Annotated in this window: 10 protein-coding genes and 1 pseudogene; 8 read left to right on the forward strand and 3 right to left on the reverse strand. The window is 53.3% G+C overall.

Going from position 1 to position 14,216, the window contains the following annotated elements:
* From IEW52_RS14955 to IEW52_RS14970, 4 genes and pseudogenes are all read left to right on the forward strand, one after another.
* On the forward strand, window positions 1-2,631 hold a 2,631-nt coding region (locus tag IEW52_RS14955), incomplete at its 5' end, for a cadherin-like domain-containing protein (protein WP_188630887.1).
* A 36-nt stretch (window positions 2,632-2,667) separates the two neighbouring features.
* Window positions 2,668-3,168 (forward strand): hypothetical protein, encoded by a 501-nt coding sequence (locus IEW52_RS14960; RefSeq protein ID WP_188630888.1) that lies wholly within the window; start codon window positions 2,668-2,670, stop codon window positions 3,166-3,168.
* Window positions 3,169-3,223: 55 nt separating this feature from the next.
* Complete coding sequence (locus IEW52_RS14965; RefSeq protein ID WP_188630889.1) at window positions 3,224-3,940, forward strand: SIMPL domain-containing protein; 717 nt, start codon at window positions 3,224-3,226, stop codon at window positions 3,938-3,940.
* Window positions 3,941-4,181: 241 nt separating this feature from the next.
* Window positions 4,182-5,349: pseudogene (locus tag IEW52_RS14970) on the forward strand (phosphoglycerate dehydrogenase).
* A 56-nt stretch (window positions 5,350-5,405) separates the two neighbouring features.
* Here the strand turns inward: IEW52_RS14970 and IEW52_RS14975 are convergent.
* The gene (locus tag IEW52_RS14975; protein ID WP_188630890.1) at window positions 5,406-6,425 is read right to left on the reverse strand and encodes a succinylglutamate desuccinylase/aspartoacylase family protein; all 1,020 of its coding nucleotides are present in this window, start codon (window positions 6,423-6,425) and stop codon (window positions 5,406-5,408) included.
* On the reverse strand, window positions 6,425-7,327 hold the full coding sequence (rimK, locus tag IEW52_RS14980) for a 30S ribosomal protein S6--L-glutamate ligase (RefSeq protein WP_188630891.1): 903 nt from the start codon (window positions 7,325-7,327) through the stop codon (window positions 6,425-6,427). Before rimK ends, IEW52_RS14975 begins: the two co-directional genes overlap by 1 nt.
* A 285-nt stretch (window positions 7,328-7,612) precedes the next feature.
* On the opposite strand from rimK, the gene acnA reads away from it, so the two are divergent.
* On the forward strand, window positions 7,613-10,330 hold the full coding sequence (acnA, locus tag IEW52_RS14985; RefSeq protein ID WP_188630892.1) for an aconitate hydratase AcnA: 2,718 nt from the start codon (window positions 7,613-7,615) through the stop codon (window positions 10,328-10,330).
* Between the two features lie 77 nt (window positions 10,331-10,407).
* On the opposite strand, the gene IEW52_RS14990 is transcribed toward acnA, so the two are convergent.
* Entirely contained in the window at window positions 10,408-11,196 is a 789-nt protein-coding gene (locus tag IEW52_RS14990) for a TOBE domain-containing protein (RefSeq protein ID WP_188630893.1), read from the reverse strand.
* Between the two features lie 165 nt (window positions 11,197-11,361).
* Here IEW52_RS14990 and modA point away from each other — a divergent pair, with 165 nt between their 5' ends.
* The 3 genes from modA to modC all read left to right on the forward strand — a co-directional run bounded on the left by modA (window position 11,362) and on the right by modC (window position 13,957).
* Window positions 11,362-12,114 (forward strand): molybdate ABC transporter substrate-binding protein, encoded by a 753-nt coding sequence (gene modA, locus IEW52_RS14995; protein WP_188630894.1) that lies wholly within the window; start codon window positions 11,362-11,364, stop codon window positions 12,112-12,114.
* 104 nt (window positions 12,115-12,218) lie between these two features.
* Window positions 12,219-12,896: a molybdate ABC transporter permease subunit gene (gene modB / locus IEW52_RS15000; RefSeq protein WP_229667984.1), complete on the forward strand. Its 678-nt coding sequence runs from the start codon at window positions 12,219-12,221 to the stop codon at window positions 12,894-12,896.
* Window positions 12,893-13,957: a molybdenum ABC transporter ATP-binding protein gene (modC, locus tag IEW52_RS15005; protein ID WP_188630896.1), complete on the forward strand. Its 1,065-nt coding sequence runs from the start codon at window positions 12,893-12,895 to the stop codon at window positions 13,955-13,957. Before modB ends, modC begins: the two co-directional genes overlap by 4 nt.
* Window positions 13,958-14,216: the final 259 nt, after the last annotated feature.

Consider the following 14,216-nt stretch of genomic DNA (forward strand, 5'->3'; position numbering starts at 1 on the left):
GGGACGTATGGTCAAATCCAGCTCAATGCCGACGGCAGTTACACCTACACCCTGACGTCTCCGGTGACCTCGGATCCTAAAAGTAATGATGGAAGCCACACAGAGCTGGGTAAAGACAGCTTTAGCTACACGGTGACCGACGCCAACGGTAATACCCAACAAGGCACCATACTGATTAATATCGTGGATGATGTGCCCAGCGCCTCTGCCGATGTGAACGAGGTGGATGAAGGGGGCACGGCCGCAGGCAACGTGCTCACCGATGGCACGGCCGATGTCTTCGGTGCCGACGGTGCGGCGGCTGGCGGGGGCGTGGTGGGCGTGGCGGTGGGCGATACCGGCGCGCCGGTGTCGGGTAACCTGGGGGCGCCCCTGACCGGCCAATATGGCGCGCTGATCTTGAATGCGGACGGCAGTTATAGCTATACCAGTAATGCCAACGGTACGCCGCCGCAGGGGGCGACGGATGTCTTTACCTACACCATTCAAGACGGTGATGGTGATCTGAGTACCACCACATTAACCATTACCGTGCCCGGCACAGGTGAACCTGAAGGGCCGGAGCTGATAGTTGGTTCTAACGCCGATGATAATCCCGATCAAACCACAGCGCACACAGTGCCATCGGACGATGGCCCGAACCGTGGCGAAATTCAGGGGGGCAGAGGCAGCGATATTTTAGTTGGAGATACGGGATCGAACAGGCTGGTTGCAGGACAAACCGCCAACTTGATACTGGTACTGGATAGCTCTGGCAGCATGTCTAGACCCATTCAGTTTAATGGTTCGACCATCAGTCGAATGGAAGCGTTAAAACTGGCCACCTTGTCGTTATTAGACTCACTTGCCGACTCGGGCGCCGACAATGTGCGTATTAACCTGATTGATTTTGATGGTACCGCCAGCAGTCTGGGGGTGTTTGATTTGGTGATTAATGGCGTTAAAAACGAGGCTGGGCTAGTGGCCGCCAAAGCGGCTATCAATAGTATGAGTGATGGCGGTATCACCAACTACGAAGATGGACTGCAAACCGCAGCAGACTGGATTAATTCAACCGATACCGATGCTCCATATGATAATGCCGATTTGAATCAGGTGTTGTTTATCTCCGACGGTCAGCCCAATGCCTGGAATAATAATTCGGGTGGTGTTAATGGCGGTCAGCTTGGTTACAGCGATACCACCAAAGCCCTGGGTGAAGTGCTGGGGAGCGATGGCAGCAATGAGGTACAGCAAATTATCGGCTCGGGTTGGAATATTGAAGCCATTGGTATTGGCTTGAATGAGGCGCCAGTCTTGCTCAATGCCGCTAAGTTAAGCTCGACAGACTTAAACAGTGGCAGTGACAACGACCGAGGATATTTTATTGAAGCAGCTAATGGCGTTAATTTGGCGTTGGTATCGGCCTGGTCGGCCAGTGGGCAATTAGTTGATACCAGTCGCCTGGTCAATACCCCTGCGGCAGGTACCGAACAATTTTTGGGAGTCAAAGACGGAAACGGCGCAGCAGGGATGGGGAACGGTGAAATGCTGCGCTTCGATTTTAGTGGCGGCACCGATTACGATGGTAATGGCACTTATAATACCCGTGGTTTTAATGGCCCCTTGGCCAGCGAAGCGACATTCGATTTTCGCGGGTTTAGTTCAGCGACAGAGGTAAGTTATCGCGTATTTTATACCGATGGTACCAGCAGTGCTCCTCTCTCTGTCAACGGCGCTCAGGCGGGCGTCAATATAGTAGCGCCTTCAGGAAAAATCATCGATTACATCGAGTTTAAAGCCGTGGGTGGCAGCTCTGATGGCTATATCCGACTGAACTCCGTCACCGCCATTAGTGCCCTGGCGATACTGGACCAAATAGAAGGTGAAAATGGCCAGGCCGTTAATGTAGGCAGTGCCGAAGAGCTCAATGATGCAGTGGGATCATTAGGCGGTGGCCAGGAGCTGAATCCTGCAGGAAGCGATACCATCACTGGCGGCGACGGTGACGACATCATTTTTGGTGATGTACTGTTTACCGACTCCCTGGCGGCTGTTGCAGGCTTGAATACAGAAGCTGGAGATGGCTGGCTGGTGTTTCAGCAGCTGGAAGCCGGGTTGGGGCAAGCCGGCTATGAAAACTGGACCCGTGCCGATACGCTTGCGTATATACGAGATCCTGCCAACCATGACGAATTGGCGCAAGAAAGCGGCCGTGCCGGCGGTAACGATATCTTGCTGGGGGGGGCGGGTAACGACATTATTTTTGGTCAAGAAGGGAACGACTTGATTAATGGAGGGGCCGGAAACAACCTTCTATCGGGCGGTAGCGGAGACGATATTTTCCAGTTTATTGAAGCAGATGCCGGCTCTATCAATACCATAACCGATTTTGGTAATGGCAAGGATGTGCTGGATCTGAGCGAGTTACTGATCGGAGAAGAAAATGGCAATTTGTCCGAGTACTTGCTTTTCAGTAGAGATGGCACAGATACCCTGTTGGAGGTGTCACCTACCGGGACGGGCGCGGGCGACCAGCAGTTTATCCGGTTTGAAAACGTAGATCTGCTGGATGCTTATGGGGCGGGCAGTAGCAGCGAGCTGATTAATGCCATGCTGAACGACCAGACATTGATCGTCGATCAGCAATAACAGCTGATGCCTGCTTGATGGCGAGCCGAGGTAACCATGGCCAAGGTAACGGGAATATTGCTGCAAGGCATCAACTATCACTGGGATGGCAAGGGTATTCTGGTGGATGATGGTATTGGAGTCCCTTGGCCATTAGACGGCAGTTTGCTGGAGCAGATTGAACTGTTCGATGGCGAAGGTGAGCCTGTGGCCATCTTTTCTATCGATTTTCTGGCACAGCATTGGTCACTTGTGGGAGAGAGTCAGCCAGAGAGTATTATTCTGCTGGACGATAATGGCTACCAGCTTCCTCTATACCAGCAGGTTGAAGACAAAGCAGAAAGCCAGCCACTCGTTAATCTTTCTTCACCGCCAACAGAATTAATGCTGTTGGCGCAGGCAGCCCCCCAGGAAATAGCGACGCTTGCCGACATACTCAATGATGCCGACCGTTTACTGGATGATTCGGCTGCGACTGCCACTGGCACAGCAAGCTTCAACAGTGAATCAATCGACGATGTGCTCGGCTGGTTAGCCGTGTATAGTCATCATGATTAACGCACTAAGCCCAGTCAGTTAGCGTTGGGCGATTTTTGATCATGAGGCTTCTATTATGCGCAGCACAGTACTGGGTACACTTTCTTTATTGCCATTAGTCATCAGTTCTACCGCGTTTGCCATTGCCGTGCCCGACAAACCGCACCTGGTTACGCAAGGACATTCAGAAATACGCGTTGCGCCGGATATGGCGACGCTGTCGGTAAGAGTGACGGCACTTAAACCGGAAAGCCTGGCAGCCAAGGAAGAGGTAGACACCAAGGTCGCAGCCTTGTTCAGTAGCCTTGCCGGTCTGGGAGTGAGTAAAAAAGACATCGACAGTGGCAACGTCATTACGCGCCCCGATTATCAATACGGAAAAAATGGCGATAAGCCCAAGCTGCTGGGCTATCAGGCGGAACGTCAAATCAGCATCCGTTTGTATGATCTTGACCAGTTGAGTCAGACGCTGAACAAGATTCTAGAGCAGGGTATACAGAACATTCAGCAAGTCAGCTACGGGCGACGCAATGCCGATGAACTGCGCCAACAGGCCCGGCTGGCCGCGGTAGCCAATGCGCGGGAACTGGCCGAAGAGCTCAGCCAGGGAGTCGATCGTAAACTGGGTGAGGTGTATGCCATCGAGTATCAGCCCTCACAGTCCGGCTCTGTGCCTCGGCACTATGGGGTGATGAGCAGTAGCAAGGCTGCGCAAGAATCGCTGGATGCCAGCTATGTACAGAATGAAATCGAGTTTACCGATCAGGTGCAGGTTGTGTTTAACCTGAACTAACCGCTTTGGACTTTGCCTTTTGACTGAGCGAGCAGGGTAGCAACAGCGCTATTCTGCTCGTTTTTTTGTCAAATTTTCCAGCGGCAAACTGCGCCCACACCACCAACGACTTTAGTCCGCCCTTATTAAAAAAAAATTTATAAGATCAAAAAATGTGACTTTGGTTACATAAATTCCCTAAAGCCGATGTTTTTGATACTTTATGGAAAATACTCACGCAGCAGTCATAAAGGACCAGGTAATGGCGCATCACTCTTTAGAAAAAGAAAAAATTAAAATATTGTTGCTCGAAGGTGTACACCCCGGTGCGGTTGAGATGTTCAAAAACGCCGGTTATAGCAACATCGACTACTTGAAAACATCACTGTCTGACGACGAATTAAAAGAGCGCATCAAAGACGTTCATTTCGTTGGTTTGCGCTCACGTACTCAAATCACCGAGTCGGTACTGGATGTTGCCGAAAAACTGGTCGCCATTGGCTGCTTCTGCATTGGTACCAACCAGGTGGATATTAAAGCGGCAGAAATGCGCGGCATTCCGGTATTCAACGCGCCTTTCTCCAACACGCGCAGCGTGGCCGAGCTGGTGCTGGGTGAGTTGCTGTTACTGTTGCGCGGCATTCCGGAGCGCAATGCCAAGGCACACCGTGGCGAATGGCAAAAAACGGCCACTCATGCGTTTGAAGCCCGTGGCAAGCGATTGGGCATTATCGGTTATGGCCANTGAGACCAAACTGTCGCTGGGTAATGCCACTCAGGTGTATAGCCTGCAGGAGCTGTTGGCTCAGTCTGATGTGGTGTCTTTGCACGTGCCAGAAACCGCTCAAACCCAGAACATGTTTGGCGCAGAAGAAATCGCCATGATGAAACCGGGCTCCATCCTGATTAACGCATCTCGCGGTACAGTGGTGGATATCGATGCTCTGGCAACGGCCTTGTCCAGCAAGCATATTGCCGGCGCGGCGATTGACGTATTCCCCGTTGAGCCCAAGTCCAATGACGAAGAGTTCTTGTCGCCGCTGCGTGAATTCGACAACGTGATCCTGACTCCGCACATTGGTGGCTCTACCCAGGAAGCGCAAGAAAATATCGGTTATGAAGTGGCCGGAAAACTGATCAAGTACTCGGACAATGGGTCAACCCTGTCTGCGGTGAACTTCCCTGAAGTATCTCTGCCCGAGCATCCGGACACCAGCCGTTTGCTGCACGTTCACTACAACAAGCCGGGTATTTTGAGCCAGATCGTGCAGGCGTTCTCGGCCGAGAATATCAACATTGCCTCTCAGTATCTGCAAACCACGCCTAGCATTGGTTACGTGGTGATCGAAGTGGAAACCGAGCAAAGCGAACAGGCTCTGGCCAAATTGAAGAGCATTGAAGGCACGATACGTGCCCGTATCGTGCACTGATATGCAAGAAAATGAGTCAGTAAAAAGGGGCCTTAGGGCCCCTTTTTATTGAAACGCTAGAACGTCTGCGGATGTATATCCAGCTCGTCCACAAAGCGCTCTACGCTTATTTCTGCCTGTTTGACCGCGTCAAAGCTGGCAATGTGATACACAGCGTCGCCTTCATTGACCAACGGCATGGTCAGGCAACCGATGACGATGCCGTTTTTAGGAGCAATCACCTCACAGGTTTCTGCGCCTAGCGGCCCCGAAATAAAGCCCAGGCACTGGCCCTTGCTCACCCGGTCCCCCAGTCTGGCCTTGGTGTGTAACAAGCCATCCTGCTCTGCCCGAACCCAGTTACTGGACTTGGCAATCATGGGGTTCATTTTAATTTTGGAAACGGTCGGCTTGAGCATACCCAGGGTGCGCATCACATTCAGTATGCCGCGGGTACCCGCTTTAATAGCCACCGGATCGAAGCGCAGCGCTTCGCCCGCCTCATATAAAATAACCGGAATATCCCGGCTTTCGGCGACCGAACGTAACGAGCCGTCACGAATACTGGCATCCAGAATAACCGGTGCACCAAAGCTTTCTGCCATCTCGCGCGTGGTATCACAGTCCAGCTTGGCACGTATTTGCGGCAAGTTGGTGCGATGAATGGCACCGGTATGCAGGTCGATAATATGGGTGCACCGATTGACGACTTTATCGACAAAAAAATGGGCCACTCGCGAACCAAGGGAGCCTTTCTCCGTCCCCGGAAAACAGCGATTCAAGTCGCGTCTGTCGGGTAAATAACGGGATTTGTTAATAAAACCGAATACATTGACCACGGGCACGGCGATCAGAGTGCCCTTCAGGCGGGCCGGGTTAACGCGCGCCAACACCTGATTGACTATCTCGATACCGTTAAGTTCATCACCGTGAATTGCGGCACAAATCAATAACACCGGCCCGGGATGTTTGCCATGTATCACCTCCAGCGGCACCGTCAAGGGAGACTGGGTGTACAGCTGAGCCAGCGCCAGTTGCAACACCTTGCGCTGCCCCGGCTCCACCAGATTGCCGGCGAGTTGAAAAGGAATCACCATTAGCCGCGCTCTCGGGTTTTAAGTTTTTTATGGTGGTTGTTTTCTATATATTGAATCATCAAGTCGGCCACGTCTTTTCCAGTCGCTACTTCAATACCCTGCAGGCCAGGAGAAGAATTCACCTCCATCACCAGGGGGCCACGTTTAGAGCGCAACAGATCAACTCCTGCCACATTCAGCCCCATGGCTCTTGCCGAGGCAATCGCCGTTTTACGTTCTTCCGGGGTGATGCGGATTAACTGGGCGGCACCGCCACGATGCAGATTAGAGCGAAATTCGCCTTCTTTTGCCTGGCGTTTCATGGCGGCAATCACTTTATCGCCCAGCACAAAACAACGAATATCGGCGCCGCCGGCTTCTTCAATAAACTCCTGCACCATGATGTTGGCCTTCAACCCCATAAAGGCTTCCAGCACGCTCTCGGCAGCCTTGCGGGTTTCTGCCAACACCACGCCTATGCCCTGAGTGCCTTCCAGCAATTTGATGACCAGCGGGGCGCCCCCAACCATTTCAATCAAATCGGGCACATCGTCCGGCTTGCAGGCAAAACCGGTAACCGGCATGCCGACTCCCTGGCCCGATAATAATTGCAGCGAGCGCAACTTGTCACGAGAACGGCTGATGGCGGCGGAATGGTTCAGCGAGTAGCCGTTCATCATTTCAAACTGGCGCAGCACGGCACAGCCGTAAAAGGTCACACTGGCACCAATACGCGGAATAATGGCATCAAAGTGCTCCAACTCGGCACCGTGATAATGAATAGAGGGCTGGCTGTCATTAATGTTCATATAGCACTTCAGCGCATCAATAATACGCACTTCGTGGCCACGGGCTTCGGCGGCTTCGCGTAGGCGACGAGTGGAATACAGGGAGGCGTTGCGAGAAAGAATGGCTATTTTCATAAGTGTGGTAGGGCTCTCTATTCGTTGGTGTTCAATGGCTGGGATTCAGGGGCACTATGTACGCTATCTTGGGAGCAAGCGCCAACAAGAAAAATACGCCCCGAAGGCAAAAAAATTGAATCTATCCTTAACGTAGCAGCATACGTTTGTTTTTTCGTCAATGAAGGCAATTATTATGGAGTGCTACAGAGGGCTTTCTTTGTGGTCTGGTCTGTGACTAAATAAGAGGGTCATGCTGTGCTGGCTATCTTTTAATCAGCCGTTTCCATCGTTAAGGGGGAAAGGATGTCTACTCGCGTTAATGCGTCTTATACCGAGACCCTCGCACTGGGTCAGAAGTCATATCTATACTACAGCCTGCAAAAGCTGTCTCAGGGCAAAGAGCTTGCCCGCCTACCTAAATCCTTGAAAGTACTTACCGAAAACCTGCTGCGTAATCTCGATGGCGACACCGTCACCGAAGACGACATTGCGGCCATGGCCGCCTGGCTAAAGCAGGGCGAGTCCAGCCGGGAAATTGCCTTTCGCCCGGTGAGGGTGTTGATGCAGGACTTTACCGGCGTGCCTGCGGTGGTCGATTTGGCTGCCATGCGCGATGCGGTGCAGCGCCTTGGAGGAAAAGCCGAGCAGGTAAATCCGTTGTCGGCTGTCGATCTGGTTATCGACCATTCGGTGATGGTCGATGCCTTTGCCAGTGAGCAGGCCTTTGCCATCAACGTCGACATGGAAATGGCCCGCAACGGCGAACGTTATGCCTTCTTGCGCTGGGGTCAGAAAACCTTCGATAACTTTAGCGTCGTCCCGCCGGGTACCGGTATCTGTCACCAGGTGAATCTGGAGTATCTGGGCCAAACCGTGTGGCAGCAAGAACAGGATAATCAAACCGTTATTTGCCCCGACACCCTGGTGGGTACCGACTCCCATACCACCATGATCAATGCCTTGGGCATTCTTGGCTGGGGGGTTGGTGGTATAGAGGCCGAAGCGGCTATGCTGGGTCAGCCGGTTTCCATGCTGATCCCCGAAGTGGTGGGGTTCAAGCTGACGGGCAAGCTGCGCGAGGGCATTACCGCCACCGATCTGGTGTTAACCGTGGTGCAAATGCTGCGTAGCAAAGGCGTGGTCGGCAAGTTCGTTGAATTTTACGGTGACGGCCTGGCCACGCTGCCGCTGGCCGACCGAGCCACCATTGCCAACATGGCGCCGGAATATGGTGCCACCTGTGGTTTCTTCCCGGTTGATGAAGAAACCTTGCGCTATCTCACTCTGACCGGGCGCAGTGCCGAGCAGGTGGAACTGGTTGAAGCCTATAGCAAGGCTCAGGGACTGTGGCGCCATGCCGGCGACGAGCCGGTATTTACCGACACCCTGGGACTGGACATGAGCGAAGTCGAAGCCTGTCTGGCTGGTCCCAAGCGTCCGCAGGACCGGGTGACACTGTCTAACGTGCCGCAAGCGTTCAGCTTGAGTCAGGAGCTGGTGACCGAGAGAAAACAGGAACAGCGGCTGGAAAACGAAGGCGGTCAAACGGCGGTTGCCGTCGAGCAATCTCTGAAAGGCACCGAGTTTTTACTCAATGGTCATACCCATAAACTGGAGAACGGGGCCGTGGTGATTGCGGCCATCACCTCTTGTACTAACACCTCTAACCCGAGTGTATTAATGGCGGCCGGTTTGCTGGCCAAGGCGGCAGTCGAAAAGGGATTAACCAGGGCGCCCTGGGTGAAGAGTTCGCTGGCGCCAGGCTCCAAGGTGGTCACCGATTATCTGATAAAAGCCGGACTGATGCCCTATCTGGAAGAGTTGGGCTTTTATCTGGTGGGTTATGGCTGTACGACCTGTATTGGTAACTCGGGCCCGTTACCCGAGCCGATTGAAGAAGCCATAAAAAAGAACGACATGACGGTAGCTGCGGTCTTGTCCGGTAACCGTAACTTTGAAGGGCGTATTCATCCGTTCGTGAAGTCCAACTGGCTGGCATCACCTCCTCTGGTGGTAGCTTATGCATTGGCTGGCAGCATGAATCTGGATTTGACCAAAGACGCGTTAGGCACCGATAAAGACGGCAAGCCGGTGTATTTGAAAGATATTTGGCCATCACAGCAGGCAATTGCCGAGGCGGTCGAGCTGGTCAAAACGGAGATGTTCCACAAGGAGTATGCGGCGGTATTCGATGGTGATGAACATTGGCGTGCCATTGATGTTGCCAACAGCAGCACCTTTAACTGGCAGTCCGACTCCAGCTATATTCAGCATCCCCCCTTTTTCCAGACCATGGATAAAACCCCGGAGCCAGTCCGCGACATCAGCAAGGCACGCTTGTTGGCGGTATTGGGAGATTCGGTCACCACAGATCATATTTCTCCGGCAGGCAGTATCAAGGCCGACAGCCCAGCCGGGCGGTATTTGCAATCCCTTGGGATAGAGCGTAAAGATTTCAACTCCTATGGCTCGCGCCGCGGGAACCACGAGGTCATGATGCGCGGTACCTTCGCCAACATTCGTATTCGCAATCTGATGCTCGAGAATGTGGAAGGCGGTGAAACCCGACATTATCCCAGCGGAGAGCAGTTATCGATTTATGATGCCGCCATGCGTTACCAAGAAGAAAAGGTGCCATTGGTGGTGGTGGCCGGTAAGGAGTACGGTACCGGATCCAGTCGTGATTGGGCCGCCAAGGGGACTTTATTGCTGGGCGTAAGAGCCGTTATTGCCGAGTCCTATGAGCGAATTCACCGCTCCAACCTGATTGGCATGGGCGTGGTCCCACTGGAGTTCATCAGTGACAGTGCCGCCAGTCTGGGCCTGAAAGGGGATGAACTGATCAGCATCAAGGGACTCAATGAGCTGACCCCGGGCAAAGAGTTGCAGGTGATCATTGAAGCGGCAGACGGCAACAAGCAGGAGATCAAGGTGCGCTGTCGTATCGATACCGGTAAAGAGCTGATCTATTACCAGCACGGCGGTATCTTGCATTACGTGATCCGCCGTATTCTGGAATAAACAAAGCTGAAAGTTAATACCAACACCGAGCCTGATGCTCGGTGTTTTTATTTCGGTTTAAGGCTGTCGGTGTCTTATTACCCCAGGGTGGCCAAAATAACCTGAGAGGGAGCAAAACGGGCTTGAGCTCGGTCACTTATGCTCAGGTTCAGTTGCTGGCTGTGGGGTTTGCTTAGCAGGGCGCAGAGTAACTCGCCCTGATCCAGCAACAGGCTGTATTCATCAAATTCTTCCCCGGGTACCATATCGCTGATACAGCCTGCCAATACGTTATCGTTGTCGGTTATCCCGTCTCCTTCAGGCTCCAGAGTTACCCAGGGAGCCTTGATTAACGCCAACACTTCCTTGCCGGGGGTCAATCCCAGACGTTGACAGCTGCGTTCGGTAATATCTGCATAAAGCGGAATATCCCCCTGCATGGTTAAACACACCTTGCGACTGATATCGGTTGGATCAAGCGAGGTCACTCGGGCAAAAAACTGGTTGCGAGCGCTGGTTTGCAACGAAAACCTGGCCACTACCGAGAGTAAACTGTCGAGCGAGGTTGACTCGTCCTGCAACGCATCTACCGCCATGCGCTCTATCTGATTCAACAAGCCGTAGATTTTCAACAGTCGCTCGCCATAAGGCGTGAGCAGAGCGCCGCCGCCGCCCTTGCCTCCGGTTTCGCTCAGCACCACAGGTTGGTCGGCGAGGGCGTTTATGTCTTTTACCGCATCCCAGGCCGATTTATAGCTAATGCCTGCAGCCTTGGCGCCACGGCTGATGGAGCCCTGATCGCGAATCTGCTCCAGCAGGCGAATGCGACGTGGGTTAACAAACAAAGTGTCCTGACTGTGCAGGCTAAGCAGTAATTGCAAATCCATGAATGAGTCCTTGAGGTCAACGCCACCATTGTGACCAAGCGAGCGGCCAGCTTCAAATGATAATCCTGACTTTCAGGTGGATGAGTATCGTTGTGTTTTTATTTATATAGCGATACTCTGGTATTCGTTATGTACTTGGCTATACAACCAAAGGGTGGGTAAAAGATGAAGAGTACACTGCGTTTTTCATTGCTGTTGGTGGCATTGGGCTGTTCTGCACCCCTGGCGGCGGATGAAGTGCGGGTGGCGGTCGCCGCCAACTTTACCGACGTGATCAAAAAACTGGGCGAGGGCTTTGCCGAGCAAACTGGGCACCAGGTGCTGGTGTCTTCCGGGGCCACCGGCAAGCTGTATGCGCAGATTAAAAACGGCGCGCCATATGAACTTTTTCTGGCTGCAGATGAACAGCGGCCCACCTTGCTGGATGAGGAAGGGGTTGCCATTGCCGGTACCCGCTTTACCTATGCCCTGGGCACCCTGGTGTTATGGAGCCCGCAGCCGCAGTTGATTGATCAAGCGCTGACGGTACTTGCAGAGCAGCAGTTCGATCACCTGTCGATTGCCAACCCTAAAACGGCACCTTATGGCCGCGCGGCACAGCAAACCCTGACCAAACTGGGTTACTGGGATGCGGTGCAGCCTAAAATGGTGCGGGGCGAAAACATAGGGCAGGCCTATCAGTATGTGTATAGCGAAAATGCGCAGCTGGGATTTGTTGCCAAGTCGCAAGTGTTTGACGATGGTCACTTTAAAGAAGGGTCTTATTGGCAGGTACCCGAAGACATGTACGATCCTATCGTACAACAGGCGGTGTTACTCAAAGACAAGCCGGCGGCACGTGCGTTGCTTGATTACCTTAAATCTCCGCAAGCCGTTAGCGTCATCGAGTCTTACGGGTATAGTGTTGCGAGCGAATAACCGCGCTACAGACATGGCAAAACCTGTTTTACCCACAGAAGCCATGCGATATTACTTATTGTTATTTTTTATCGGCCTGGCCAAGAAAAGGAAGCAGCATGGGGTTGTCTCCCGATGATGTAACGGCGTTGCTGGTTACCTTGCGCCTGGCGGGCGTTACCGTGCTGGTGCTGTTGGTGATTGGCATGCCGCTGGCGTGGTGGTTAAGTCAGACCCAAAGCCGTTTGAAAACGGTGATAGAAGCCATGGTGGCGCTGCCTTTGGTATTACCGCCTGTGGTGCTGGGCTTTTATCTACTGCTGGCGCTGGGGCCAAATGGTATTTTTGGCATGGCGTCTCAAGCACTGGGCGGCGGCACCCTGGCGTTCAGTTTTACCGGACTGGTGATCGGCTCGGCTTTCTACTCTTTGCCTTTTGTGGTGCAGCCGTTGCAGGGGGCGTTTACCAGTATTGGTCGACGTCCGCTGGAAGTGGCTGCCACCTTGCGGGCCTCACCGCTCGATCGATTCTTTACCGTGGTTCTGCCGCTGGCACGCAATGGTTTGCTCACCGCCGTCGTGCTGGGATTTGCTCATACCCTGGGGGAGTTTGGCGTGGTATTGATGATTGGCGGTAATATTCCCGGTACTACCCAGGTGGTGTCGATTGCCATTTATGATCATGTAGAAACCCTGCAATACGGTCAGGCACATTTGCTGTCTGGTCTGTTGTTGGTGTTGTCGTTCAGTATTTTGCTCACTGTGTATGCCCTTAACCGACGGTTCTCGGTGGTGCACATATGACCATTAAGGCGGCATTTCAGGTGGCGCGTAAGCAGTTTCGGTTGCAGGTGAATTTCGAGGTGCCGGCAACGGGGGTGACGGCTTTGTTTGGCCCTTCCGGTTGCGGCAAGACCACCTTGCTAAGAGCCATGGCCGGGTTGGAACGCTGTCCTGGTCATTTTTGGCTGGGCGAACAGTGTTGGCAAGACCAGCAATTTTTTGTGCCTGTCCATCAACGGCGTCTGGGCTATGTATTTCAGGAAGCGAGCCTGTTTGCTCATTTATCGGTGCTGGGCAATCTGGAGTATGGCTGGCGCCGCCTGCCACCAGCAGAGCGTCGAGCAGACAAGGCGCAGATCATAGACTGGCTGGGGCTGGCTCCCTTACTCAGGCAGAAAGCGGCCGAGCTGTCGGGCGGGCAGCGTCAGCGGGTGGCCATAGGCCGCGCCTTGCTGACCAGCCCCGAGCTGTTATTGCTGGATGAACCCTTGTCGGCACTGGATGGCAAGGCAAAGCGTGAAATATTGCCGCTGCTGGAACGACTGTCAGCACAGGCCAGAGTACCGGTATTCTATGTTACCCATGCCCCGGAAGAGGTCGAACGGCTGGCCGACAGGGTGTTGTTGATGGAACAAGGCCGGATCACCCATAACGACACCTTGCAGCAGGCGCTGGCGCGGCCCCATACCCCTTTATACAAAGATGATGAAGTGGCAGGCATCATAGAAGGACGCCTTGCCGCGCCCTTGGCCGATGGTCGTTTGCCCTTTGACTGTGCGGCGGGGCGGATTTGGCTGGCTGATGAAGCCCCTCCCACGTCAGATGTAGTGCGGTTACGTATTCTGGCCAGCGACGTCAGCATCGCTCTGGCACCTGTGGTGGATATTTCGATTGTGAACCAGTTGCCGGCAACCGTGGCCAGCATCACACCGCTAGCAAAGGGCCGAATGCTGTTGCGACTGACATTGGTTGGCGGCGATCACATTTCGGCGCAGTTATCTGCTTATTCGATAACCCAGTTGGCACTGGCGCCCGGCTGCCAATGCTACGCCTTGATTAAGGCGGCGGCATTGCTGGTTTGAGATAAAATTGAGTAGGGGGAACAGCAAAACCTAACCCTATTTTTGCCACGGAAACCACGGACGAAGAGCAATAATATAATAGGGATTAGGGATTAGGGATTAGGGATTAGGGATTAGGGATTAGGGATTAGGGATTAGGGATTAGGGATTAGGCTGGAATGGCCCGACTAAAGTAGACACTAGTTTAAGCAGCATTAAGTTGCTGCGCATATGCGTTGGGGGTTAACCCTCCCAGCGCAGTGTGTTGTCTTACTTTGTG

It is taken from the genome of Oceanisphaera marina, assembly GCF_014643915.1.
GTDB lineage: Bacteria > Pseudomonadota > Gammaproteobacteria > Enterobacterales > Aeromonadaceae > Oceanimonas > Oceanimonas marina.